Annotated in this window: 21 protein-coding genes; 11 read left to right on the forward strand and 10 right to left on the reverse strand. The window is 67.1% G+C overall.

All coding sequences use genetic code 11. The features are described 5' to 3' along the window. The 4 genes from ACXAID_RS04185 to ACXAID_RS04200 all read right to left on the reverse strand — a co-directional run. Positions 1 to 162, reverse strand: a 162-nt coding sequence (locus tag ACXAID_RS04185) for a hypothetical protein (RefSeq protein WP_475020986.1), incomplete at its 3' end; no start/stop codon positions are given. Between the two features lie 324 nt (positions 163 to 486). After that, complete coding sequence (locus ACXAID_RS04190) at positions 487 to 2,709, reverse strand: hypothetical protein (protein ID WP_475020927.1); 2,223 nt, start codon at positions 2,707 to 2,709, stop codon at positions 487 to 489. A gap of 336 nt (positions 2,710 to 3,045) precedes the next feature. Then, positions 3,046 to 5,931, reverse strand: coding sequence for an MMPL/RND family transporter (locus ACXAID_RS04195; protein WP_475020928.1), 2,886 nt, complete (start codon positions 5,929 to 5,931; stop codon positions 3,046 to 3,048). After that, entirely contained in the window at positions 5,928 to 6,326 is a 399-nt protein-coding gene (locus ACXAID_RS04200; protein ID WP_475020929.1) for an MmpS family transport accessory protein, read from the reverse strand. Before ACXAID_RS04200 ends, ACXAID_RS04195 begins: the two co-directional genes overlap by 4 nt. Before the next feature lie 223 nt (positions 6,327 to 6,549). On the opposite strand from ACXAID_RS04200, the gene ACXAID_RS04205 reads away from it, so the two are divergent. The 9 genes from ACXAID_RS04205 to ACXAID_RS04245 all read left to right on the forward strand — a co-directional run bounded on the left by ACXAID_RS04205 (position 6,550) and on the right by ACXAID_RS04245 (position 15,001). Then, a complete protein-coding gene (locus tag ACXAID_RS04205; RefSeq protein WP_475020930.1) occupies positions 6,550 to 7,218 on the forward strand; it encodes a TetR/AcrR family transcriptional regulator in 669 nt (222 codons plus the stop codon). A gap of 49 nt (positions 7,219 to 7,267) precedes the next feature. Next, entirely contained in the window at positions 7,268 to 8,653 is a 1,386-nt protein-coding gene (locus ACXAID_RS04210) for a WS/DGAT/MGAT family O-acyltransferase (protein WP_475020931.1), read from the forward strand. A gap of 164 nt (positions 8,654 to 8,817) precedes the next feature. Continuing rightward, the gene (locus ACXAID_RS04215; protein WP_475020932.1) at positions 8,818 to 9,627 is read left to right on the forward strand and encodes a DUF1206 domain-containing protein; all 810 of its coding nucleotides are present in this window, start codon (positions 8,818 to 8,820) and stop codon (positions 9,625 to 9,627) included. 79 nt (positions 9,628 to 9,706) lie between these two features. Further along, positions 9,707 to 10,549 (forward strand): EspA/EspE family type VII secretion system effector, encoded by an 843-nt coding sequence (locus tag ACXAID_RS04220; protein WP_475020933.1) that lies wholly within the window; start codon positions 9,707 to 9,709, stop codon positions 10,547 to 10,549. 32 nt (positions 10,550 to 10,581) lie between these two features. Next, the gene (locus ACXAID_RS04225; protein ID WP_475020934.1) at positions 10,582 to 10,902 is read left to right on the forward strand and encodes an ESX-1 secretion-associated protein; all 321 of its coding nucleotides are present in this window, start codon (positions 10,582 to 10,584) and stop codon (positions 10,900 to 10,902) included. A 12-nt stretch (positions 10,903 to 10,914) separates the two neighbouring features. After that, positions 10,915 to 11,418: a hypothetical protein gene (locus ACXAID_RS04230; RefSeq protein ID WP_475020935.1), complete on the forward strand. Its 504-nt coding sequence runs from the start codon at positions 10,915 to 10,917 to the stop codon at positions 11,416 to 11,418. Between the two features lie 37 nt (positions 11,419 to 11,455). Beyond that, positions 11,456 to 12,862, forward strand: a complete 1,407-nt coding sequence (locus ACXAID_RS04235; RefSeq protein ID WP_475020936.1) for a hypothetical protein — start codon at positions 11,456 to 11,458, stop codon at positions 12,860 to 12,862. Continuing rightward, on the forward strand, positions 12,828 to 14,234 hold the full coding sequence (locus ACXAID_RS04240; RefSeq protein ID WP_475020987.1) for a hypothetical protein: 1,407 nt from the start codon (positions 12,828 to 12,830) through the stop codon (positions 14,232 to 14,234). The genes ACXAID_RS04235 and ACXAID_RS04240 overlap by 35 nt, the downstream gene beginning before the upstream one ends. After that, the gene (locus ACXAID_RS04245; RefSeq protein WP_475020937.1) at positions 14,234 to 15,001 is read left to right on the forward strand and encodes a hypothetical protein; all 768 of its coding nucleotides are present in this window, start codon (positions 14,234 to 14,236) and stop codon (positions 14,999 to 15,001) included. The genes ACXAID_RS04240 and ACXAID_RS04245 overlap by 1 nt, the downstream gene beginning before the upstream one ends. Positions 15,002 to 15,043: 42 nt before the next feature. On the opposite strand, the gene ACXAID_RS04250 is transcribed toward ACXAID_RS04245, so the two are convergent. Genes ACXAID_RS04250 through ponA2 form a run of 4 tightly spaced genes read right to left on the reverse strand, consistent with a single transcriptional unit; the run spans position 15,044 to position 20,521 of the window. Further along, a complete protein-coding gene (locus ACXAID_RS04250) occupies positions 15,044 to 15,502 on the reverse strand; it encodes a protein-tyrosine phosphatase family protein (protein ID WP_475020938.1) in 459 nt (152 codons plus the stop codon). Continuing rightward, positions 15,499 to 16,503, reverse strand: coding sequence for a hypothetical protein (locus ACXAID_RS04255; protein ID WP_475020939.1), 1,005 nt, complete (start codon positions 16,501 to 16,503; stop codon positions 15,499 to 15,501). The genes ACXAID_RS04250 and ACXAID_RS04255 overlap by 4 nt, the downstream gene beginning before the upstream one ends. A 47-nt stretch (positions 16,504 to 16,550) precedes the next feature. Beyond that, positions 16,551 to 18,104, reverse strand: coding sequence for a GMC oxidoreductase (locus tag ACXAID_RS04260; protein ID WP_475020940.1), 1,554 nt, complete (start codon positions 18,102 to 18,104; stop codon positions 16,551 to 16,553). Further along, positions 18,062 to 20,521 carry a transglycosylase/D,D-transpeptidase PonA2 gene (gene ponA2, locus ACXAID_RS04265; RefSeq protein ID WP_475020941.1) on the reverse strand — a complete coding sequence of 820 codons (2,460 nt, stop codon included), beginning with the start codon at positions 20,519 to 20,521 and terminating at the stop codon, positions 18,062 to 18,064. The genes ACXAID_RS04260 and ponA2 overlap by 43 nt, the downstream gene beginning before the upstream one ends. Positions 20,522 to 20,651: 130 nt before the next feature. Between ponA2 and ACXAID_RS04270 the strand changes: the two genes are divergently transcribed. Together ACXAID_RS04270 and ACXAID_RS04275 are read left to right on the forward strand one after the other, a co-directional pair. Beyond that, positions 20,652 to 21,458 (forward strand): lysophospholipid acyltransferase family protein, encoded by an 807-nt coding sequence (locus tag ACXAID_RS04270; RefSeq protein WP_475020942.1) that lies wholly within the window; start codon positions 20,652 to 20,654, stop codon positions 21,456 to 21,458. A gap of 133 nt (positions 21,459 to 21,591) precedes the next feature. Next, positions 21,592 to 22,056 carry a hypothetical protein gene (locus tag ACXAID_RS04275; protein ID WP_475020943.1) on the forward strand — a complete coding sequence of 155 codons (465 nt, stop codon included), beginning with the start codon at positions 21,592 to 21,594 and terminating at the stop codon, positions 22,054 to 22,056. Positions 22,057 to 22,187: 131 nt separating this feature from the next. Here the strand turns inward: ACXAID_RS04275 and ACXAID_RS04280 are convergent, their stop codons facing one another. Next, the gene (locus ACXAID_RS04280; RefSeq protein ID WP_475020944.1) at positions 22,188 to 23,300 is read right to left on the reverse strand and encodes a plasmid pRiA4b ORF-3 family protein; all 1,113 of its coding nucleotides are present in this window, start codon (positions 23,298 to 23,300) and stop codon (positions 22,188 to 22,190) included. Then, positions 23,297 to 24,352 carry an SEC-C metal-binding domain-containing protein gene (locus ACXAID_RS04285; protein WP_475020945.1) on the reverse strand — a complete coding sequence of 352 codons (1,056 nt, stop codon included), beginning with the start codon at positions 24,350 to 24,352 and terminating at the stop codon, positions 23,297 to 23,299. Before ACXAID_RS04285 ends, ACXAID_RS04280 begins: the two co-directional genes overlap by 4 nt. Positions 24,353 to 24,357: the final 5 nt, after the last annotated feature.

A 24,357-nucleotide genomic window follows, 5' to 3' on the forward strand; every position in this document is an offset into this window, starting at 1 on the left:
GCCGGGGCCCACGTCCGCGGCGGCCAGCCCGCCGGCGATCCGCCGGGCGCGCTCGTGCACCTCGGCCCAGGACTGGCGCAGCGGCGCGTCGGGTTCGCCGGTGAAAAAGCCCCGGGTGCTGCGGTGGGCGTTGGCGTACATCGTCTGGGTGAATCGGCTCATGGCGGTCCTCTGCGTCGGCGCCGGATGGAGACGTTGGGTGAGCCGCTGGAGTTCGACTGTGTGCTGAAGCGTGGTCCCCTCTACCACTCCAGGTGGTTGTCGGGCAGTTCGACTGTACCGAGCGCGGCGTTGGCGGGGCGAGGGAACTCGCCGGCCGAGGCCTCGTGACTTGCCGGTGGGAAATGGCTGAAGGGCCCCTTGAGCCAGGGTGAGCGGGGTAGGCATTGAGCGCGTGGGTGCGGAGGCGTATGTGGACCGCATCGATACCTGGACCGTTGGTACCGCGGCGCCGGGACGTGAGCCGTCCCGGCGCCGACGGGCAACTCAGAACAACGGCGTGAAGTCGTAGATGTCGAACCACAACAGCAAGGAAGGGATGCCGGCGTACCTGGACCGGACCTGCTGTTGACGTTGCGCGATCTGCTGGATGCGTTCCCACCTGCTCACATACTTGGTGTCGGCAGGCAGCACACTGGGCAGATCGTCCAGGTCGACAAGCTGAACGGTCGGCATGTAACCCACGGGAATCTCTGATGGCAGCCCCTGCCAGCGGATCTGCAGCAGGCCGGTGGGGTGCCCGGCCGGGTCGAGCCAGTTGGCCACTCCAGGATCCTTCAGTGACAGCACGTAGGTGTATGTCCCGTCGGCGTTGGCGTACGCCTGGTCTGCTGACAGGCTCGAAGTGTGGTTTGCGTAGTTGATCGACGTGTACCAATCGGTGCCGACCTCGAAACCGAGGTATTCGGCGTCGAATTGGTCCACTGTGATCACCAGCGCCTGGTCTTCGTTGAGCGAGAAGTTGCCAACCGACGAGCTCTGGTTGGCCAACCCACCAGCGGTGGTGCTTGCCGGAGCCAGGAAGTTGGCCGGCAGCAGTCGGTAGTAGCTGGCGAACCCGTACCAGTAGGGAGCGCCGGAAACTATGTCGGCAGCGGTCTTGGCCGCCATCTCCTCGAAGGTCAGCTCCGATCCTTGTGGATCACCAGAGACGATCTCCAAGCTCAATGCGGAGGGGGCCTGGTCCCAGTCGTTGAGAGTGTCGCGGATGATGAGCTGTACGGCAGTGGGATCCAACTGCATGTAGTTCGGCTGTCCGCTGGGGGCGTCGGGTCCGAGCCACAGTTCGAAAGTACCGTCCGCGGCGATCTCCATCTGGGTGGTGTCCAGCACTGCGAGCGAACTTGGAGTCTGGCCGTTCTCGCCGTAGAAGCCGTCTGTGATCTGGAAAACGACGTACGGGGAGGTGTTCATGCTCCCGCGGATCACGTAGGTAGCGGTCGGATCGAGATTGAAGCCTCGGTAGAAGGTATCGGGGTTGTCCAAGCCGTACCGCTCACCGATGTAGGCTGCCGACGACATCACCGATCCGATGTTCTGGTTGACAACCTGCGTTGCCATGGCGTTGGCGAACTCGCGAACCACCTGGTCGAGTATTTCCCTGTTCTGTTCTGCTCCCGGCGAGGTCGTCGCAGACGGGGTGGCCGCAAGATATTCGATCGCGGATTCGATCGCTGCCTGTACTTCAGGAGTGTCGACCAGGTCGGCCGTGAGTCGCCGGATGGCGATCATGTCCGCAGTGGCGATCGGATTTGCTTCGACCACGCCGAGGTCGATGAGCAGGCCACGAGACACGGTTGCGACGGTGTACTTCACCGACTGGATCGGGTCGAAGATCATCTTGACTGGGTTGTGCAGGAAGGACGAAATCACCTGTCCGACTGCGGTAAGCGTGTAGTGCAGGGGACTCAGTTCTCGGTAATACGGCGCAAGCACGTCGCTCGTCTGTGAGTCCAGTTGGGATGTGATCGAATTGGCGACGGCGGTGAAGGATGCGCTGCTGTCGGACGTCGCAGCTGGTTCGACGGTGTCATCGGGGAGTTGAGTCCCGTCCGTGGCAGCGGTGTCAGCACTGGTGTATTCATCGCTGCGAGCCGATGCCAGTGCGCTGATGGTCGCGACGACCGCCGGGGTAGGCGCTGGGGCGTCCGGCTCGATCGGGTCGACCGACTGCGGCTCGGCTAGCTCGATGGCGGCCGTCGTTGCCGAATCGTCGGCGGAACTGTCGGTATACGGTGTTTCGACGTTTTCGTCGTGGACGAGATCAGCGGAGTCGACGTCTTCATCGTCCATGAGGTCGATGGCGTCGTCGCCTCCGTCGTCGATGTCGTCGGCGTCGTCGATGTCGTCGGCGTCGTCGGCGTCGTCCCCTTCGTCGTCGAAGTCTTCGGCGTAGCCCTCTTCGTCATCGAGGTCGTCGCTGAGTTCGTCCGATTCCGTATCTTCCGAACCTGGATCGTCGGATTCTGCTGGGTCTTGGGTGGATTTTGCCGTACCGGTGGACCCGCCCGTTGACTGCGAGTCTGCTGGGTCTGTCGAGCTGGAGGATCTGTCCTGGCTGGATGGCCCGTCGGTCGACGATGAAGCGGAGGTCGACGATGAAGCGGAGGTCGACGACGAGCCGCTCGAGCCGTCGGTGTCGGCGTCCGCTGCTGCGGCGGGCGCCGCCACGGCAGCTCCTACGCCGAGGAACAGTGCCAGCGCGCCCACGCGCCCGATGAACTTCGAGCTTCCTTCACTTCTGCGCCGGGGGCCACCATCCGGCGAGGCGCTGACTGCGCCGTGCGTAGCTCGCAAACGTACGTCGCTCCGTTGATAGTAGTGCCTCACGCGGGGTCCTTTCCCTCGATGAGTGGGTGGACAGAGGCAGCGCACCTCGCTCGAGCCTCTTTGTCATTACACTGTGTCAGTACAGTCTGACATGACAAACTGTAACGACTATTTGGCGCATGGTTGTGAGTTTTCGAAAGAATCTCGATCCTGCGGTGAACTCGGTCGAAACCTCTGCTAGACGGTCGCCGGGTCCTTCCAGAGTGCCCGCCGGGCCTATGCAGGTCTGTCTGCCGGCAGTGCGGTGTCAGCGGCAGCCCTCGGAGCAACGGGAGCGGGCCAGGGTTGGGGACGGGGACGCATTCGCACGTGCTGCGGCCACCAGAACCAGCGGCCCAGCAGCGCCGCGATCGACGGCGTCATGAACGAGCGCACCACGAACGTGTCGAACAGCAGACCGATGCCGATCGCGGTCCCGACCTGGCCGATGACGATCATGTCGCTGACCGTCATCGAGATCATCGTGAACGCGAACACCATGCCGGCGGCGGTGACGACCGAGCCGGTACCGGCCATCGCGCGGATGCTGCCGGTCTTCAGCCCGGCATGCAGCTCCTCTTTCATCCGTGAGACCAGCAGCAGGTTGTAGTCGGCGCCGACGGCCAACAGCACGATCACCGACAGCGGTAACACCATCCAGTGCAACGGAATACCGATCAGGTGCTGCCACAGCAGGACGGACAGCCCGAACGAGGTGCCCAGGCTGAGCACCACGGTGCCGACGATCACCGCCGAGGCGACCACGGCGCGGGTCAGGATCAGCATGATGACGAAGATCAGGATCAGGGCGGCGGTCGCGGCGATCAGCAGGTCGTAGTCGGCGCCGTACTGCATGTCCTTGTACAGGGCCGCGCTGCCGCCGAGGTAGATCGACGACCCGGCCAACGGGGTGCCCTTCACCGCGTCCTCGGCGGCGATCTTGAGTGCGTCGATGCGTGCGGTGCCTTCTTCGGTGAGCGGGTCACCCTGGTGGATGATGGTGAACCGCACGGCGTGGCCGTCCGGGGACAGGAACAGTTCGAGCCCGCGCTGGAATTCGTCGGTCTGGAACGCCTCGGGTGGCAGGTAGAACGAGTCGTCGTTCTGTGCGGCGTCGAACGCCTCGCCCATCGCGGTGGCGTTGTCCTGCATGGCCATGGTCTGATCCTGCTGCGCCTTCTGGATCTGGTACTGCGTCAGCATGATTTCCTTCTGGTGCTTCATGGTCTCGATCATCGGATCCATGAGCGCGACCATCTGCGGCATCAGGTCGGCCATCCGCTCGAAGTCGGGCACCATCGCGGCGAAGTCGTCGGACATCTGGCCGATGCCGTCGAGGCTCTCGAACACCGAGCGCAGCGCCCAGCACACCGGGATGTCGAAACAGTGTGGTTCCCAGTAGAAGTAGTTGCGGATCGGCCGGAAGAAATCGTCGAAGGTGGCCAGGTCGTCGCGGACCTCGGCGATGTTGGCGCTGGTGTCCTTCATCTTGTCGACCATGCTGTTGGTGATCTCGGACATCTGCTGGGTCAGCGACTTCATCTTGGTCATCGAGTCGATGCTGACCTGTATGTCGTCTGCCTGGGCGAGCACGTTGTCCAGCATCTGCTGGACGTAGTCGTTGTTCATGATCTGGCCGGTGCTGTTGGCGCTCAACGTATACGGGATCGTCGAGTGTTCGATCGGTTTGCCCTCGGGACGGGTGATGGTCTGCACCTCGGCGATGCCGCGGACGTCGACCAGCGCCTTGGCGATCTTGTCGATCACCAGGAAGTCGGCGGGGTTGCGCAGGTCGTGGTCGCTGTGCACCATCAGCAGATCGGGGTTCATCGTCGCCGACGAGAAGTGCCGGTCGGCGGCGGCGTAGCCGACGTTGGCCGAGACGTCGTCGGGCAGATAGACGCGGTCGTCGTAGATGGTGTGGTAGCCGGGCAGGGTCAGCAGTCCGACCAGACAGGCGACGATCGCGCCGGCCAGGATCGCGCCGGGCCAGCGCACCGTGGCGGTGCCGACCCGGCGCCAGCCGCGTGAGCGGGTCATCCGCTTGGGTTCGAGCACCTTCCCGAAGCGGGTGGCGATCGAGATGACCGCCGGTCCGAGCGTCAGCGCGGTGGTGACGACGAACGCCATGCCGACCGCCAGCGGGATGCCCATGGTCTGGAAGTAGGGCAGCCGGGTGAAGTACAGGCAGGCGGTGGCTCCGGCGATGGTCAACCCGGAGGCCAGGATGACGTGTGCGGTGCCACCGAACATGGTGTAGTAGGCCGACTCCCGGTCTTCGCCGGCGCGGCGGGCCTCCTGATAGCGGCCGACCAGGAAGATGCCGTAGTCGGTGGCCGCGGCGATGGCGAGGGTGACGACCATGTTGGTGGCGAAGGTGGTCAGGCCGAACACCTCGTGGTAGCCGAGCAGCGACACGACCCCTCGTGCGCCCATCAGGCCGAGGACCACCATCGACAGCACCACCGCGGTGGTGACCACCGAGCGGTACACGATCAGCAGCATGATCGTGATGACCACGAAGGTGACCATCTCGATGGTGCGCATGCTGGCGTCGCCGACGGCGCGCTGGTCGGTCGAGATCGCCGCCGGACCGGTGACGTAGGCCTGCACACCGTCGGGCGAAGGCGTCTCGGCGATCAGCGTGCGCACCGCTTCGACGGAGTCGTTGGCCAGCGTCTCGCCCTGGTCGCCGGCGATGTACACCTGAACGTAGGCGGCCTTGTTGTCGTTGCTCTGCGCGCCGGCGGCGGTCAGCGAGTCGCCCCAGAAGTCCTGGACGTGCTGGATGTGGGTGGTGTCGGCGCGCAGGTCGGCGACGATCTGGTCGTAGTAGGCGTGGGCGTCGGGGCCGAGGTCCTGGTCGCCTTCGATCACGATCATCACCGAGCTGCTGGTGTCGAACTCGTCGAACACCGCGCCGACCTGCTTGGTGGCGATCATGGCCGGTGCGCTGTTGGGGCTCATCGACACCGCGCGCATCTCGCCGACGTCTTCGAGCTGCGGTACAACGACATTGAGTGTGACGATCAGCGCGATCCAGGCCAGGATGACCGGCACGGCCAGCACGCGCAGGGCTCGGGGCAGCCAGGGGCGTCGGGTGGTGGTCGAGTGTGCGCTCATGCGGACTTCACCACGCAGGAGGTCTGGGCGTTGACGCCGGTGGAGGTGTTCTCGCGTTCGAGTTCGCCGTCGACGAGGATGCGGCAGGTGACGGTGTCGCCGTCACTCTGGGCCAGGATGTTGGCGCTGACTGCGGGCACCGTCGTGCTCAGCGTCAGCGACCAGGGCAGCGCAGCGGCCTCGACGCGTTGCGGGATGCCGTCGAGGTCGACGTAGTTGATCACGCCGGTGGTTCCGGAGCCGACGACCTCGTAGGTGACGACCTTGGGGCTGAAGGATTCGGCCTTGTCGTTCCCGGTGGGGGTGACCAGGACCGGGTCGGCGCCGAACGCCTCGCGCAGCTGGCCGACCGTGGCCGCGCCGATGACGACGGCCACCACAATCAGGACGGGCATCCAGATTCGCTTGACCAGTGCATTCACCGTGCGGCCTCGGGGTTTCCGGGCGGGCGGGCGCGGAACGGGTGGATCACGTGCGAGGCCTTTCACCAAGAATCGGCCCGCCGGGTTCCGGAGGGCGGAAGGCCGGATAGGCGACCTAACGAACTAAGTGGATAGTTCCAATCCAAATGGATGATGTCAATCCAGTTCCTCTGTGACGGTCCGTACACTCGGTGCCATGAATGCGGGCGAGTCGCAGGCGACGGGTCTGCGCAGGGATGCCGAGCGCAACCGGCGCCGGATCATCGAGGCCGCTCGCGACCTGTGTGCCGCACGGGGGCTGGAGGCCACCCTCAACGAGGTGGCCCACCACGCGGGCCTGGGTGTCGGCACCGTGTACCGCCGGTTCCCGACCAAGGAAGAGCTGTTCGAGGCGATCTTCGAGGACGGCATCGACCAGCTGGTGGCGCTGGCCGAAACGGCGTTGGAGGCCGAGGACTCCTGGGAGGGGCTGTCCTGGTGGGTGTGGCAGATGTGCGAGCTGACTGCCACCGACCGGGGTCTGCGTGAGGTGGCGTTCAGCAGGGCCTATTGCGGGGGCCGGGTCGACGCCGGCCGCACCCGGCTGGACCCGAAGCTGTCGGCGCTGGTGGAGCGCGCCAAGCGCGACGGGTATCTGCGGCCGGAGATCTCGGCAACCGACATGCCGCTGTTGGGGCTGATGGCCGGCACGGTCAGTGAGTACGCCGACGAGGTGTGTACCGGTCTGTGGCGCCGCTATGTCGCAATTCTGTTGCAGGGCATGCGGTGTCAGCCCGGCCAGGAGCGTCTGCCGGTGAGCCCGCTGAGCAAGGACGAGTTGCAGACCGCGATGCACACCTGGCCGGTAGGGGGAGCCCAGGCCTGAGCCGGCCCCGGGGTTTGACGCGAGTGTGACGTGGGGTACACCGCCGGGCATGGAACGGCTGAGTGGGCTCGATGCGGGACTGTTGTACAGCGAATCGTCCACGGTGCAGCTGAACATCTGCTCGATCGTCGAGCTGGACGCGATGACCATTCCCGGCGGCTACGACTTCGACCGCTTCGCCGAGCATCTCGCGACCCGGATTCCGGCTCTGCCGGAGCTGCGCTCCAAGCTGGCCGACAGTCAGCTCAACGTCGACCACCCGGTGTGGGTGGAGGACCCCGACTTCGACCTGTCCCGGCACCTGAACCGCATCGCGCTGCCCACCCCGGGCGGACGCGAGGAGTTGGCCGAGGTGTGCGGCCAGATCACCGGGGTGCCGCTGGACCGCGACAAGCCGCTGTGGGAGATGTGGGTGATCGAGGGGGTCGGCGGCGGTCCGCCGGCCGACACCGGGCGGCTGGCGCTGATGATGAAGGTGCATCACTGCGCGGTGGACGGGGTGTCGGCGGCCAACCTGCTCAACCAGCTGTGCGATCTCGAGCCCGAGGCCCCGGCGCCTGAGCCGGTGGACGGCCCCGGCGAGGCGTCGCGCTGGGAGATCGCCGCCGACGGGCTGGCACGTTTGGCGACCCGGCCGTGGCAGCTGACCAAGGTGATCCCGATGACGGCCTCGCTGGTGGCCAAGACGGTGAACCGGGCGGTGAGTGGTTCGGCGATGGCGGCGCCGTTCGCTGCGCCGGCGACGCGGTTCAACGCGGAGGTGACTTCGCAGCGTTGCGTGGCGATGGCGCAGCTGGAGTTGCAGGACGTCAAGAACGCCAAGAACCGGTGCGGGGCCAAGGTCAACGACGTGGTGATGGCGGTGTGCGCCGGAGCGCTGCGCGGCTACCTGGCTGATCGTGGTGAACTGCCCGACGATCCGTTGATCGCGATGGTGCCGTCCTCGGTGCACGGACTGTCCGACCGCCCGGGTCGCAACCAGCTGTCGGGACTGTTCGCCAACCTGCACACCGACATCGACGACTCGGTGCAGCGGCTGCATGCGATCGCCGAATCCTGCCTGCACGCCAAGGAGCACAGTGCCTCACTGGGGCCGACGCTGCTGGTGGACCTGGCGCAGAGCATCTCCCGGGGTACGTTCGGGGCGTTGATGGGGCTGATGGCGCGGACGCCGATGTCGCGCACGACGATCCACAACCTGATCATCTCCAACGTGGCCGGGCCCGCGGCCACGCTGTACACCGGCGGCGCGCGGCTGACCGGGCTGTATCCGATCGGTCCGATCTTTCACGGTTCCGGGCTGAACATCACCGTGACGTCGTTCGGCGACAAGCTCAACGTCGGGATCGTTTCGTGCCCGCAGCTGGCCGACGATTTGTGGGACCTCGCCGACCGGTTCCAGGCCGAGCTGGAGGAGCTGCTGAGCCGCTGCTGATTCGTCTTCGCGCGAATCGGGAAACCTTGCCGTCGTGTCAGCGACGGAAAGGATCGGCCGGTCACACCAGCCACACCGGCACCTGGCGGGTTCCGTGTGTCGTGTTCAGGATCCGATAGCGCCGGTGCTAGCGCCCTGGTGCGGCGGGAAACGGTGAACCGGCCATGAGTTTCAAGGGCGCCGTCAACTGGGCCACCGGCAGCCGCACCGCCGAGTCGATCGCGCGGGCCGGCTACCCCGTCAACGGGGTGCTGCACCTGCTCATCGCCTACATCATCATGCGCATCGCCTTCGGGCTCGGCGGCGAGGCCGACCAGACGGGTGCCCTGGCGATCCTGTCTGACCAACGCGGTGGCGAGACGTCGTTGTGGGTGGTCGCGCTCGGGCTCGTCGCGCTGGCGATGTGGCGGCTGGCCGAAACCGTCGTGGGACTACACCCCGGCGAACACACCCACGCACATCTGCGGGAATCCCCGATCATCAATCGGCTCAAGGCATTCGGTCTGGCGGTGCTCTATCTGGCGCTCGCCTTCACCGCAGCGCAGTTCGCGCTCGGAGTCGGCCGGCAGGGAAGTGACCGGGCCGAGGGGCTGAGCGCCCGGCTGATGCAGTCCGGTGGCGGCAAGGCCGTCCTGGTGGCCGTCGGCGTGGTGATCGCCGCGCTCGGCGGCTACCTGGTGTTCAAGGGGGCGTCGAGAAGGTTCTTCGGCGACCTCACGGTGCCAGGCGGGTGGGTGATCACGGTGCTGGGGGTGTGCGGTCATGTCGTCGAAGGGCTGGTGCTGTTCGCCGCCGGATTGTCGGTCATCGGTGCACCGTTGCTGCGGGACCCGAGCAAGGCCACCGGCTTGGACGCCGCGGTCAAGACCGTCGGCCAGGCCCAGTTCGGGCAGGTGATCCTGTTCGTCGCCGCAGTGGGGTTCGCGGCGTACGGGCTGTACAGCTTCGCGCTGACGCGGTATTCGCGGATGTAGTGGGCCGGCCCCCGGAATTGGTGCGTCGGCCACCTCCCGGGCTCCCTTATGCTGGTTGCTCGAGGGGGGGTGTCCTGCGGTGAGTGTGCTGGGGGAAGCACTGGATTTGCTGCGCCGGTACGGCGACGTCATCGGCATCGACTGGGACAAGGGGCCCGGCACGGTGGACGGTGTCGTCGGCTCCCGCTCCACCGTCAGCGACATCCTGAATCTCGCGGGTTCACCCATCATTGCCGCTGCACAGCTCGCCATCCACGGAATGAAGGCCACGACGGGTTCGGGGGAGCCGCAGGACGGGGCGGCGTTCAAGAAGTCCGCGGAGCTGTACGAGGAGGCCGGGAACCTTCTGATCGACGCCGCCCCGGCGGAGGATTGCTGGGATGGAACCGCGGCGCAGGCTTACGGTTCCAAGAACGACGAGCACCGTCGCCTCACCCTGGAGGTAGCCGAAGCTGAAAAAGCGATGGGGGAGGCGTTGGGCCGTCTCGCGGAGCAGGTCAGGAAGACCCGCACACACCTGCAGGAGACGTTGGAGTTCCTCGCCGACTACGACACGTCGACGTCCTGGTTGAACTTCATCCCCGGCGGTGCCGCGATCAAGGCCGCAAACGATGCAGCAGTCGCGTCGGCACAGGTGGCGAATGCGCAAGGATCGGTCGTGGCTCTGGCGGCCGAGTCGACGCTCGTCGCGAACAACATGCTCGCCCTGGTGGGCAGCTACGAGAATGCAGGGGCGCAGAAGATGCTCGACTCGGATCCCAGCAATCCGTATCCCTGTGGAGAGCCCTTCGGTGATGAGCGGACGGCCGGGACGCTTCCGATGCGTGCTGAGAATGACACCTCGTTCATCCCACCTGAGCGCTCAGGGCCTGCGGTGGAATATCCGCCTGCGACACCGTATGGGCAACCGGCGCCCCGCTGACGTGAGGTGCTCTAGGACAAGGAGTGTGGTTCATGTCGTATCTGAAGAAGAATCTCCGGGTGCTTACCGAACACATCGACGAACTCGCGAAGAAACAGACCACAGCGGCGGGGGACCTGAAGATCGCGGGCGAGACGGTCAACGAGCTGGCATCGAGCGTGTGGGCCAGTCACGGGGTGGTGTGCGGCGCCAGCAATATGGCCGTCGATGCCATCGAGGCTGCTCGAGACGCGGCAGACGCGACGCTCTGGCGAATGTCGCACGACCTGTCGGTGCGGCTGACGATGGCGTCGTCGAACTACAACGACGCCGACTGGCGCGCCAGAAAGGACATCGATTCGTGCGGCCTGTGAGCAGATTCTTCGATGCAGTCTGAAGGCCGATGGGACGACGATGATGTCGAGCTGTTGCCGGTGGCAGAAGGCTCCGGTCTCGATGCAGTGTCGCCGCATGACGGTGGGGAAGAAGGTGGTGACCACGACGACGCCTGGGATACCGGCATCTACCACCGGGCTGCCGACCAAACGCAGGTTCGTCCCGACGTATCGTTCACCGTTTCGAACCCGGCCGGGACCCTTTCGGCAACCGCAGGCCTCGGTGGCGGACTGCAGCGCGTCCATCTGACCGATGTCACACAGGTCGATGAGGCTCGTCTGGGCGAAGAGATCATCACAATGGCAGCACTGGCAAGCGAAAAGGCGCGTTCCGCACAGCATGAGGTGACCGTTGAATTGATGCGTCGACTGGGCCAGGACGGCGCTGCGGTGAGGTCGCTTCTGGTGCGCTGCGTCGGGCTGCCGACAGCGGAGTCCGCCAATTCTCGTATAGCCGAAGTCATCTCCGCTCGCTATCGGTCGTATGACGACTGACGGGCCAAAGGGCAGGCGCTCCCGGCGGCGTGGCGTCGTGACCGGGGCCGTGATCCTGCTGGTCGTGGCGGTCCTGACTGTGCTGACGCTCAGCTGGTGGCTGCCGGCGTACCGATTGAGCTCGGCCCGCGCATCCTGGCAACCGCCGCCGGAGGCGATGTTCTCGTCGTCGATGCGGCAACAGCCTGTCCCCGGCTGGGAAAGTGCCGTCGCTGACCTGGGTCTACCGCGGACCGTTGACAGTCGGTTTGCGGTGAGTAACGGTGAACGGCGCTTGCGGCCGTTCATCGGCAATGTCGGCAGTCGCGCCTACTTCCTGGCTCTCAGCGGTGCACCCGAAGAATCCCAATGGTGGCTGGTCGGGGTGGATGTCCGAGAAGGCCGGGCGCTCTTCGACGCCGTCCCACTGGGTGTTTCGACGTCGCCGCCCGGCTGTTTCCTGCACGGGCCGGACGGTATCCTCTGTGTCACAAGATTTTCCCCCTCAGCGTCAGCGTGGGTGATCGACGCGCACTCCGGGGCGGTGAAGTATAGCGGCCCCACTGATCTGCGGCTCGGATTGGGCACGTTGGTGGTCCAGCAGGTTGGGATCTACGCGGTGGCTCGGACACAGAACGAAGGGGTCTACGGCATAGGGTCGCGAGCCGAGACGACGTGGTTCATCCCCGGCGACGGACGGATAGAGGTCGAACCAGTCGTGCGAGCGGGAGCATCGGCACAAACCCTCACCGCGCAAGACGATGTCGATCCGATGTCGTGGTCGGAGACCATATTCTCGGTGGTGGACGGCAGTGTTGTAGAGCCCGATGTCGACGAGGACTCGACCCTGAACAACACGGTCTTCTACACGGGAGGATTCGCGGCCGAGGTCGACGGCCCCAGCGCCATGCGCCCGCGAGTCGTATTCTTCGATGACCGCGGGAATCGAGTCGGTGAGCACGGCGAGCGGGGAGTGCTCGAGCGCGATGCGGATCACGTCGACCTACCGGTGGTGCGGTGGGAAGAGCGCAGCGTCGTGTACTCCGCGCAGGGCCAGAAGTTGATTGACGTTCCCTCGGTAGCAATGCAGTTGGTCGGAACGACGCTGATGGTCAATGTGGGTAACAGCCGCGACTTTCCGGAGTGGCAGCAGTACGACATGCGTAACGGCGCAGCAGGTCCGGTCTGCGACTACCTCATGCACAACTACATCGGCACCGACGGGTCGACGTTGGTGTTCCGGGTCCACAACCCTGGAGCCGAGGTGCTCGCGACGGCCAGTGACCTGCATTCCTGCGAGCGGTTATGGACGATCCCGAAGAAAGTCGACTCGCTCGACCGCATCTGGCAGATCGACGGGCAACTGGTGCAATTGACCAACGAGGGAACCGAACTCATCTCGCTGGTGGCCCCGGGCGCGCACCACATTGGTGCCCGGAGCCGGGCCGCAGACGGGGCAGCGTAGCGAGGTGTTGCCATCACGCACAACGTTGCAGAGTTGGCAGCCCGATATCCTGTCTGCGTCGGCTTCTGCTGCTAGCGCGGCCGCTGAGTCAATGCACCGCGCGGTCGCAGGAATCGACGATGCGTGTGAACGGCTTCCCAAGGTCCAAGCGTGGTCGGGCCGGGCGCACGACGCGGCCAGCGCCATGTTCGGCCGCGCGGACAGGTCGGCGGAGCAGCTTTCTGACTACGCCAGCGCGGTCGCTGCCGCGCTCAGTGACGGATCCGCGTCGATCGGCAACTCGCGTCGGACGCTGCTCGACAAGGCCGACGAATTGGACGCCGGGCCGCTGAACGTGAGCGACCTGTGGGTGGTGCTGATCGATCAAGCGTATGTCTCGGAAGAGGAGATGGCCCGGCTGCAGGCGCTGTCACGACAAGAACAGGAGACGGTCAACTCCATGCTGACCGCGGTGGGCGACGCAGACGACGCAACGGCGAATGCGGTCATCGCTGCCGGGCAGAAGTATGGGTTCGTCGAACCCCATGCGCCGAAAGGCATCGACCAATTGCTGCTACCCACGGCCCAGCGGCCAGCCGACGAAGTGCCCGACCCACGAAACCCGGTGGGGGTCGCGGCTCAGGAAGCCATCCGGTCCGCCGATCAGCAACAGACCGTCCGCGAGGTGATCGAGTCCACGAACGACTTCGGCGAAGAGGTGACGACCGTGGTGAAACAGGATGGCAGCAGAGCGGTGATGACCCGCAGGGACCCCTTCGACTGGCCGAGCAGGCAGGACTTCTACGAGATGGAGGAATTCGGCGCCGATGGCGAGTTCATTGCACGAACGAGTTCATGGCATGACCTGTCGAACGATTCCGATTACACCTCGATCACGTTCGCAGACGGTTCGAACTTGACGATGTCGATGAGTTCTACCGGATACCGAACCGCGGGCTTCACCACCTCGGACGGTCGGCACAGTGCGGTGCCCGTCGAGCTGATCGACAGCATCTCCATGGGCAATGCCTCGGTGATGTCGGGCCTGGAGAAGCACATTGCTCGAGGCGGCTCGCTGCCGATGCTCACCGATGAGTCAGTGGACAAGATCGCAAGGTCGATGAAGGTCGGTGGCCCCGCGCTCGGTGCGGCGACGACGGTGTTCGACATGGTGATGGCCGACTCCGGCAGGGACCGCTGCATCGCGCTCGTAGCCGGTGCCGCCAGCGGGGCTAGTGGTTGGGGCGCCGCGGAGCTCGGAGCTGCGACGGGTCTGGCCTTCGGTCCCGGCGCTCCGGTCGCAGTGCCGGTCCTGGCGACGCTGTTCGCTCTCGCTGGTGGCTACGGTGGCGCGGAGCTGGGCGGGTTCATCGGAAAGGTGGCGTGTCCCTAGTGAAGCTCCCTGAACCTGTCGGATGGCAGGCCGCATCGGCTCGGATCGCTGTGCTCAGCACGGTATTGCTCGGCGCCGGTGCGTTCGCGTTGTTCTTCGCCGCGACCGCAGGCCTGCAGGGCAGGTACGGCCCGACGTTCGCCTGGCTGACGATGTCAGTCATGACGATGACGTGGGCCGTCGCACTCGTCCTCGTTCATGCGGGACGTACGTCGCCCCGACTCGAGCAGAGCTCTGAGGGCATGACACTTCGCCCCGACCGCCGGTTCGGCGTCCTGGTGCTCACCGGTGCTCTGGTAGGCATCGTCGCGATCCTGACGTTTTCGCTGCTCATCGCGCGGGGAGAGCTAGACACAACGATGCCGCGCACGCTGCAGATCGGGTGGATGGTCGGGGCTGCGATCGCGGTGATCGCTGTCGTGGTCGCCTCTTTCCGGGCTTGGCGGCGCGGGGCCATCGGGTGGGTCAGACTCACCGCTGAGTGCATCGACATCGCGAATATGACCTCCACCGAATCCATTCCCTGGGGCGATGTTCGAGATGTGACTGGTCACTCGGAAACACAGAAAGCAACACGCAGAGCAATCGTGCTGTCGACCTCCGAAGCCGGCGAGACGGTTCTCGACGGTGCCGACTTCTACTATCCCGCTGGCACGTCGCTGTTCTGGATGGTGCGGCACTACTGGAAGCACCCCGAGGATCGTCCAGAGTTGGCGGACGGGCGTGCTGCTGACCGGCTGCGTGATGGCCGGTTCGACGTGAGTTAGCGCGCATCCGCCCGGTGGTCCACCGAGGGAACCTAACTCATTTCACTGGTGGCCCCGAGTTGGTCGCTCGGGGAACCTCTCGCGTTCCCGGAGCAGCCGGTGCTGGGCGTCGGATTCCGGACACGGGTCGCCCGCCTTTCGGGTGCCGGCCCGCAGCTGCGCGATGCGCGCCACGGCCGAGTCGTAGTCGAGTCCGCCGTCGATGAGCAGACACCCCACCACGGTGCTGGTGCGGCCCTTGCCGCCCCAGCAGTGCAGATAGACGAGGCGCTCCGCGTCCCGCTCGTCACGGATGCGGGCGAGGATCCGGTCATAGCCGGCGTGATTGATGACACCGAAGTCCGGGATCGGGTGTGCGACGTGCTCGATGTGCCGCCCCGCCGCCTCGGCAGCGCGGCGCAGCTGCGCCTCGTACGGGGTGAGGCGGTCGTCGGGGGTGGTCAGATCGATGATGCACCCACCAGGCGTGCAACACCGCGTCGTGCGACCAGCGCTGCTCAACCATCGAACTGCGCGGCGATCATCCGGTTCGACGGATGGACCTGCCCGTGGCTGACCAGCCTGATGTCCAGGCCCGCGTGCTCGACGATGCTCAGCGCCCGGATGATCGCGTCGTCGATCCAGGCGTCGTCATTGCCGAACACACCGCCGCCGACGCGGGTGAGCAGCACGATGTCCGACGGACGGTCGACGGCGGCCAGCAGTGTCGCCTCGTACGCCGCTTCCAGCACCACCCGGGCGAACGCCTCCCAGGAAGACGGGCGTCCGCCGCCGTAGGACACCGGCAGCGCCGAGCAGAACGCCTGGGACACGGTGTGGCGCCGGCCTTCCGGCATGTCGGTGACCTCGACGCCATAGTGCGTGCCGATCGCGAGCCACCCGCGCAGCACCTCACGCACCTCGTCGCCGCCCTCGGATATCAGCCGCGTGATTGCGTCCAGCCCGGACTCGCTGCACAACGCGTAGCCGTTGCGCATCGTCCACAGCTCTGCCACCGGCCGGCCGAGACGCTCCGACAACGCCCGCCCCACGTCGGCCAACCCGTCGAGCTGGCGGTCGCGGGTCTGGCCGCACTGATCGCCGACGGGAGCGAAGTAGTTGCGGTAGACGGTGGCCGCACCGGCGGCCATCGCGCACGCCGGGCCCTGGGTGTGGTCGTCGCGGTAGCGGGTGACGCCGTGCTCGGGGGTGACGCCGGGCCCGGTCATCTCCAACAGGTTGAACTGCGAGGCGACCTGGAACATCGCCCCGGCGAGCCCGGGGTCGGCGTGCAGGGCGCGCGCGTCACCGACGACGCAGCGCACCGTGCTGCGGGGGCCGTCGGGCAGCTCGGTCTGCCTACGCAGCTTCGCCAGCGTCGGCATCGTCAGCGTGCCGATGCCGTGGCGCTTGCCGTTGACGGTCGACACCAGCTCGTCGCCGTCGACCCGAAGTCGGCGGCGGGTCTCGTCGTAGCCCATTTCCGCGAAGCCGGTCAGGGTTTCGAACCAGTCGTGTCGCACGGTCCGATGATGGCACGCAGATCCGACATCGAGCCCGCGCTGCGGCGTCAACGTCGAGCCAGGAACAGGTCGGCGACGTGGCTGGACCACGCGGCGACCGTCATCGCCGGCGGCCCACCGACCGGGCCGGGCAGCGCGGCCGCGTCGGCGACGAACAGTCCGTCGATGCCGAACACCTCGCCGCAGGAGTCGACCACCCCGCCGTCCTGGGTCTCGCCGAGGCAGGCACCGCCGGTCGGGTGCACCGTCAGCGGCCGCTGGAAGTGCAGGATCCGCTTGCCCGACGCCGCCGAGATCCGGGCGTAGGCGTCGATCAGGTCGCGGTAGATGGCGCTGCCGGACGGATCGAAGTCGATCCCCAGCCGCCCGTTCGTCCAGTGCACGGTCCCGTCCTGGGCGTCGGCGCCCATGCCGACCGCGATCGACCCGCGGATCATCTTGTTCTTCAACCATTTCGGCAGCAGCATGCCCTCGGGGCTGGGCGCGGCGGCGTCGGCGATCATCGGCCACGCGCGCCCGGGGCCGATCGGATCCTGCTGCGTCATCCGGATGAAGCCGTGCACCGGCAGCCCACGGGTCAGGTCACCCGCCTCGTCGAGGTTCCAGTAGCCGAGGAAATCGCCGTTGCCGCCGAATCGCCGACCCAGGTGCGGCATGCCGTGCAGCGTGCCGGCCGCCCGGCTGGCCAGCAGGAGCCGAAGCGTGTTCAGGGTGCCGGCGGCCAGGATCACGTGGTCGGCGTAGAAGTCGCGGCGGCGGCCCATCCGGTGGTCGAGCGCGGCTACCCGAAAACGCTGCGCTGCCCCGGAACCCAACCGCTCGATGCCGGTGACCTCGCACAGCGACTCGACCACCAGTCCCTTCCTCATCGCCCCGGCGAGCACAGCGAAGTCCAGCGTCGTCTTGGCGCCGGTGGCCGAACCGAGGAAGCCCCCGTCGCGCATGTCCGCCTCGTGGCGGGTGATGCCGTCGTCGGTGACCACCGCCGCCGGTGCACCCGGCTGCTCCGGAAAACAGAACCCCATCGCCACATCCACGGTTTCCCAGCCGCTCTCGAACACCGTGCTGTCCGCGTAGCGCTCGGCGGTGGTGTTGGGCACCCGATCGTCGGGGCGCGGCGCACGGGACCCCATGACCTCCAGCGCGCGCTGGTAGTGCGGCTCCATCGTGTGCGCGGAGATGTCGTCGGCGTGACCGTTCCAGTAGCCGTCGACGGCAGGGCGCATGTTGAGCGCGCCGTAGGCGTGGCTGCCGCCGCCCACGCTCGACGTGCAGACGACGTTGAGTCCCTTGCCGAGGTAGATGTCGAAGAGCCCCCGGCGATTCGGCGTCAGGCCGAACGGAAGCGCGGGGGTTCGCAGGGTGCGCAGGACATGCGACGCGAAGCGGCGGCCGTGGGGAAGCGGGGCGCGTTCCTCGATCCCCATCGATCGCACCGGCACCGTGTCACGCCAGGGTCCGCGTTCGAGCATCGTCACCCGCACGCCGGCCTCACACAGCCGCGCGGCGGCCGTCGACCCGCCGAAGCCGCTGCCGATGACGAGGACCTCCGCGGTCGTCACGGTGGCGGTGGCGGTGGTGGGGGAGGGGGAGCCGGCCACGGCAACACGATCGGCGGCAGTCCCGGGATCTGCAGCACGTTCGGCGGCGGCGGTGGCGGTGGCGCGTCGGGCGGCGGTGGCGGCGGAGCGTCCGGGGGCGGCGGCTGGTAGGCCGGCGCCGGGGCGATCCCGGTGCTGGTGTTGATGGTGATGATCGACCCCGGGATGGTTCTCCCCTTGGGGGTCGTGCCCACCACGGCGCCCTTGCGCGACGTGCTGTTGACCGGGGTCGGTTCCGGCGCGACCTGAAAACCGGCGTCTTCCAGTTTCTTGCGTGCCGCATCGAGCTTCAGGCCGGCCACGCTGGGCACCTCGCTGCCGGGGCCGCCCTCGACGTAGCGCGGATCGGTGGGCGGCATCGCGATCGGTCCGAAGTCGGTGGCGATCGGCTTCATGGCCAGATACCAGGTGCGGGCCGGTTCGGTTCCGCCGTAGAGGTTTCCGCTGCGGCACTTGCGCAGCGGCGACGAGCACAGACCCGACGGGGCGGGGGAGTCGTCGAAGATGTAGTTCGCCGCGGCGTACTGATTGGTGAAGCCCAGGAATGCCGAGGACCGGTGTGATTCGGTGGTGCCGGTCTTGCCGGACATCGGCAGGTCCCAGCCGACCGACCCGGCCGCGCTGGTGGCGGTTCCGCCGGTGTGGTCCTCGCCCAGCGCATTGGCCAGCGTGTTGGCCAGGCCCTCGGGGACGGCCTGCTCGCACGCAGGTGTGTCGAGTGCGACCTCACCGCCGTGGCGGTCGAAGACCTGGTCGATCGGGCTGGGTGGGCACCACATGCCGCCGGAGGCCAGCGTCGCGGCCACGTTGCTCAACTCGAGCGCGTTGAGTTCCAGCGGGCCCAGGGTGAAGGACCCGAGGTTCTGCCGCTTGACCCACTCGGCGATGCTCTCGTCGGTCCCGGGGTCATAGGACCGGGCCGACCCCGGCTCGGCGTAGGAGCGCAACCCGAGCCGGACCGCCATGTCCACCGCGCGGGGCACCCCGACCTGGGCGATCAGTTTGGCGAACGCGGTGTTGGGTGATTTCGCCAGCGCATCGGTCACGCTCATCTCGCCGGTGTACGCCCCCGCGTTCTTCACACACCAGGTCTTCGGCGGGCAGCCGGGCTCGCTGCTGTCGCCCAGGCCGGTGCCGCGGAAGGTGCGCGGAACGTCGAGCCGGGCGTCGATGCCCATCCCCATCTCCAGCGCCGCGGCCGTGGTGAAGATCTTGAAGATCGACCCGGCGCCGTCACCGACCAGGGTGAACGGCTGCGGCTGCATCGTCTGGCCGGCGTCGAGGTCCAGGCCGTAGGAGCGGCTGTCGGCCATCGCGACGACGTGGTGGGCGTCGCGGCCGGGCCTGATCACGCTCATCACGCTGGCCACACCGTCGGCGGTGGGGTCGGCCAGCTCGTCGACGGCGTTCTTGACGCTGGCCTGCACCGTCGGGTCGAGGGTGGTGCGGATCAGGTAGCCGTTGCGGGCCAGGTCCTCCTTGCTCAAGCCGGCCCGGGCCAGGTACTGCATCGCGTACTCACAGAAGAACGCTCGGTCACCCGCGGCGATGCAGCCGTGCGGCATCGGTTCGGGCTGCGGCAGCACCCCCAGCGGCTCGGCCCTGGCGGCACGCAGTTCGTCGACCCGGTCGGGCAGATTCTCGATCATGGTGTCGAGCACCAGGTTGCGGCGCTGCAGGGCGGCGTCGGGATGGGTGTACGGGTCGAGGGCGGTCGGCGAACGCACCAACCCGGCCAGCAGCGCAGCCTGCGGCCAGTCCAGGTCGGCGGCGTTGACGCCGAAGTAGGTCTTCGCGGCGTCCTGGACGCCGAAGGCACCGTTGCCGAAGGACACCAGGTTCAGGTAGCGGGCCAGGATCTCCGACTTGGGCAGCGCGGCGTTGAGTGCCAGCGCCGCGCGGATCTCGCGCAGCTTGCGGGCCGGGGTGGTCTCGACGGCGGCGCGCCGGTCGGCGTTGGTCTTCGCCAGCACCAGCAGGTTGAAGTTCTTGACGTACTGCTGCTCGATCGTCGAGCCGCCGCGGGTGGCGCGGTTGCCGGACAGGTATCCCGACAGCCCGGTCAGCGTGCCCTGCCAGTCGACGCCGTTGTGTTCGGTGAACCGCTTGTCCTCGATGGCCAGGATCGCCAGCTTCATCGCGTCGGCAATCCGGTTGCTGGGCACCACCCAACGGCGTTGCTCGTAGAGCCACGCGATGGGTTTCCCGTTGACGTCCACCATGGTGGACACCACCGGCACCTCACCGTCGAGCAGTTGCGTGGACTCGTTGCTGGCCGAGTCGGCCACCCGCATGATCGCCCAGCCGGCCCCGCCGGCGAACGGAAACATCAACGCCGCCGCCAGTATTCCGGCGAGCAGACAACAGGCCGCCAGTTTCACAGCGGCCCGCCCCCGTGCTCGACGTCGGTCGCGCATGACCTCCAGCCTAGGGCGTCGGCTGTGGCGGGTGGGCGGATTGCGCGGGACCGGCGAAACGCCTCCCCGGCGGGTCGTCGAGGGCTAGGTTGACCGGTTGTGGACGCCGCGGGTGGCGAAGTGGGAACGCATGAGCAGCAATGAATTTGACAACACCGAGATGACCAAATGGGATCCGGGGTTCGTCGGGGTGGCCGACCGGCTCATCAAGCCGGCGATGAGGTTGTACTTCCGGGCCGAGGTGCGCGGCCTGGACTTGATGCCGCCGACCGGTGGTGCGCTGATGGTGTGCAACCACTCCGGCGGTGTGCTGACCCCCGACGTGCTCGTGCTGGCGCCGGCGTTCTACGAGAAGTTCGGGCTCGACCGCCCGCTGTACACGCTGGCGCACTACGGCGTGTTCTTCACCCCGCTGGTCGAGTGGCTGCGCCGGTTCGGGGTGGTGCACGCCAACCCCGACAACGCCGCCAAGGCGCTGCACTCCGGCGGCGTGGTGATCGTCTTCCCGGGCGGGGACTACGACGCGTTCCGGCCGACGCGGCGCCGCAACGTCATCGACTTCGAGGGCCGGACCGGCTATGTGCGGGCCGCGATCGAGGCGGGGGTGCCGATCGTGCCCGTCGTGTCGATCGGCGCGCAGGAGATGCAGTGGTTCCTGACCCGCGGGGCCGGGATGGCCCGGCGGTTGGGTCTGCACCGGATCCGGATGGACATCCTGCCGCTGACCTTCGGTTTCCCGTTCGGATTGACGACGGTGTTCCCGGCGAACATGCCGCTGCCGACCAAGATCGTCACCGAGGTGCTCGAGCCCATCGACATCGCGTCCCGCTACGGCGAACACCCCGACGTCGACGAGGTCGACGCCGACGTGCGGATGGTGATGCAGCGCGCGCTCGACCGGCTGGCCGGCCAGCGCCGGTTCCCGGTCCTGGGGTGACGCGGCGAGACACCTCGCCAAAATGTGACTTCCGTCCCTTTCCCGGTGCTGGGCGCGGTGCTCTGATGGAGGTGGCGGGACGGCGTTGTTCGGACCGACGGACCGAGCCGTCCGTCGGACGGAGGTCACTGCAATGAACACGCATCAGGACCGGGACAGGACGCGGGCATTCGCCCGGGTTCTCGGCCCCTTCATCGTGATCGTCTGTGCCGCAGCCATACTGCGGTCCTCGGACATGCCGACGCTGCTGTCGGATTTCTCGGCCAATTCCGCGTGGCCGTGGGTGTCAGGTTCGTTCATCCTGATCGGCGGTCTCGTCATCGTCGCCCTGCACCAGCACTGGCACGGTGCCGCGGCGATCATCGTCTCGGTGCTGGGCTGGGTGGTCGTCGTCCGCGGCGTCTTCCTGCTCGCCTTTCCGGACACCTTCATGTCGCTGGCCGGCGACGTGATCGACGCGACGGCGTGGTGGATCGCGGTGTGTGGTGTGGCCGCGCTGGTCGGGGCGTACCTGACCTATGTCGGCTGGGCGCCCGAACACCATCCGCGGGCCGCTGACGAGGCGAACCCGAGCCGGGACGTCAGCACCGCCACATAACGGGCGGGCCTATACCGCGGCGGGGGCGACGGTGCCGGCGCCGGAGCCTGTTCCCGCCCGGTGAATTTCGTTCAGACCGCGCTCATGGCGGGGCTTACTCGCACTTTCCCGCCCTGGTTGCAGCGCCAACGTCACCTGCGGTCGGTGGCGTAGATCTCGGCGAGCATGGTGGCGCCGGGAAGCAGCGACAGAGCCGACGGGCCAAGAGTCCAGACACGCCAATCAGCATTGTCGATCAGGTCGAGCCCCTCCATGCGCCGGGACTCCTGGGCGAGCGCCGTCCGCACGTCCTGCGCGGTGATGGGTTGCCCGTCGCGCTGCCAGCCGTACCCGATCACCTCCAGCACCCGCGGCGCGAGCTCGTCGAGCGGCAGGGGGCCGTGCGCTGCGAGTATGCCGATGGCCCGTTCGGTGATCTCGGTGGCAAAGGTCTTGGGCTCGTACGCTGACCTGAGGCGGCGCACCACGTCGAGGTCGTCGCCGGCGGCGCGGGTGGGAGTCAGCACCCCGTGGCGCAGGCGCAGAAGCCTGACATCACGGAGCACGTCGTGCAGTGCCCCCAGCGGGGGCAGGTCGTCTTCGATGGACGCGGGGCCGAGGGGATACCAGTGCGGGCGGTGCTCGTGCATTTCGCGCACCACAGTTCGGGGCAGCCGCCCACCAGGAGTCAGTTTCACCCCGTCGGCGAGCAGATCCAGGAGCAGCCGCACACTCTGCGGCACCTCGCCGACCACTCGGCGCACCCGCAGATCGGTGGCGGCACGGTCGAACGGATGCAATCGGTTGCCCACCCAGCGGCGCATGTGGTCGTGTTCGGGATGGTTCGGATCGGCGAGGGTGCCGAGCAATTCGGTGTATCCGTGGGGCCCGCCGCAGTCTTCGGGCGGGCAGGCACCGTGTCCGTCGATGCAACCCGGTGTCGGGCTGCCGCGGCCGAGCACCTGCACGTGGTGGGTCCAGCCGTCGCCGAAGTCGTAGAGGTAATCGAACTCGTCGCCGAGATCGGCCAACAGAGCGTTGGTTTCGTCCTGCTCGTCGTCGGGCCCGATGTCCTCTCCGGGGATCGCCATGCCGTAGGTCGCCTTCGGTGTGACGAACTGGTGCAGATGTGAGTCGGTCCATCCGAGTGCGGCCTGCAGCAACTCGTGTAGTTCCGGCAGGGTCGCCGTCGCGGTTACGTCGATCACCCGGGTGACGGCCGGTTCGACCTCACGCAGTTCCACGTGCAGACGTGCAGTCTTCACCGTTCGGTATCCGCTGTGTCGGATGCTGTTGCTGCGCAGCATTTCTTGTACTTGCGGCCCGACCCGCACCAGCACGGGTGGTTGCAGCCGGGGGGCCAGGCGACCGTCGCGGGGTCACTGGCATTAGCCAGGTGCGCGGCGTACTCGGCTCGCGTACCGGCCGAATCGGGCTCATGGTCGTGCCCAGCACACCAGGTGGAGAACGGCGCCACCTGCACCGGGGCGATCAGCATCTTGCGCATGCCCGCAGCCTCGTAGTCGATGAGGATGCGCTGCAGTGTCCGGCAGTACTGCGGGTGCGGCACCGGCCCATCCGGTCCGGCCACCTTGTCGCTGGCGGCGAAGTCCGGCCACAACGTGACCGCCTTCTCGTAGTCGCCGGCGGGGAACCATGCGAACGCCATCGCGCTGATCCCGCCACCGCTGGGTTCAGTGGCCAGCGGGTTCGGGCGTGCCGTACGCGTATGTTGGGCTTGTTCCTGCTCGCGCAGAAATGTCGTGGCCTGGTCCTGCAGCGCGTCGGTGGGCTGGCCCAGTTGATCCAGGCACACCTTGCGGAGGTCGAAGAGCTGATCGACTAACCGCTCGGGGTCGGAGGTGCGCAGTGCCAGCTGCAGACCGTCGGTCAACCAGCCTAAAGCTGTTCGGTAGTCGCCGATGTCGGCGTACTCGAGGCCGGCGTTATTGTACAGCCACACATCGTCGGGCGTGTCGGCGCGCACCGCCGCCCAGATGGGTTCGGCTTCGGCGATGCGGCCGGTGCGCATCAGGATCTCCGCGCGCAGACACCGCGGGTCGGGGTGCATGTCCAGCCCGGCATCGACGGCTGCGTCTGCCGCGGCCAGCGCATCCTCCCACCGGCCGAGGGCCTGGTATTCGGTGGCCAACTCCAGCTGTAGGTCGGCCGGGTCGAGGGCATCGGCGGCGTCCGGATCAGTGCGGCACGTTCGGACGGCGCGTTCCAGCACTGCGATGTACCTCGCCGTATCCCTGGGATGTGTCGTGCGTGCGGCTTCCAACTCGCGCTCCAGCCGATCCGTGGCACCTGACATGGCTA

Source organism: Mycobacterium sp. ABE4_509 (assembly GCF_056160785.1).

What these genes read in the sequence shown, in the direction of transcription:
- ACXAID_RS04270 (WP_475020942.1), top strand. Translation starts at nt 20,652, where the DNA reads ATGAGCAGCAATGAATTTGACAACACCGAGATGACCAAATGGGATCCG.
- ponA2 (WP_475020941.1), bottom strand. Translation starts at nt 20,521, where the DNA reads ATGCGCGACCGACGTCGAGCACGGGGGCGGGCCGCTGTGAAACTGGCG.
- ACXAID_RS04195 (WP_475020928.1), bottom strand. Translation starts at nt 5,931, where the DNA reads ATGAGCGCACACTCGACCACCACCCGACGCCCCTGGCTGCCCCGAGCC.
- ACXAID_RS04210 (WP_475020931.1), top strand. Translation starts at nt 7,268, where the DNA reads ATGGAACGGCTGAGTGGGCTCGATGCGGGACTGTTGTACAGCGAATCG.
- ACXAID_RS04205 (WP_475020930.1), top strand. Translation starts at nt 6,550, where the DNA reads ATGAATGCGGGCGAGTCGCAGGCGACGGGTCTGCGCAGGGATGCCGAG.
- ACXAID_RS04215 (WP_475020932.1), top strand. Translation starts at nt 8,818, where the DNA reads ATGAGTTTCAAGGGCGCCGTCAACTGGGCCACCGGCAGCCGCACCGCC.
- ACXAID_RS04225 (WP_475020934.1), top strand. Translation starts at nt 10,582, where the DNA reads ATGTCGTATCTGAAGAAGAATCTCCGGGTGCTTACCGAACACATCGAC.
- ACXAID_RS04230 (WP_475020935.1), top strand. Translation starts at nt 10,915, where the DNA reads ATGCAGTCTGAAGGCCGATGGGACGACGATGATGTCGAGCTGTTGCCG.
- ACXAID_RS04285 (WP_475020945.1), bottom strand. Translation starts at nt 24,352, where the DNA reads ATGTCAGGTGCCACGGATCGGCTGGAGCGCGAGTTGGAAGCCGCACGC.
- ACXAID_RS04200 (WP_475020929.1), bottom strand. Translation starts at nt 6,326, where the DNA reads ATGCCCGTCCTGATTGTGGTGGCCGTCGTCATCGGCGCGGCCACGGTC.
- ACXAID_RS04275 (WP_475020943.1), top strand. Translation starts at nt 21,592, where the DNA reads ATGAACACGCATCAGGACCGGGACAGGACGCGGGCATTCGCCCGGGTT.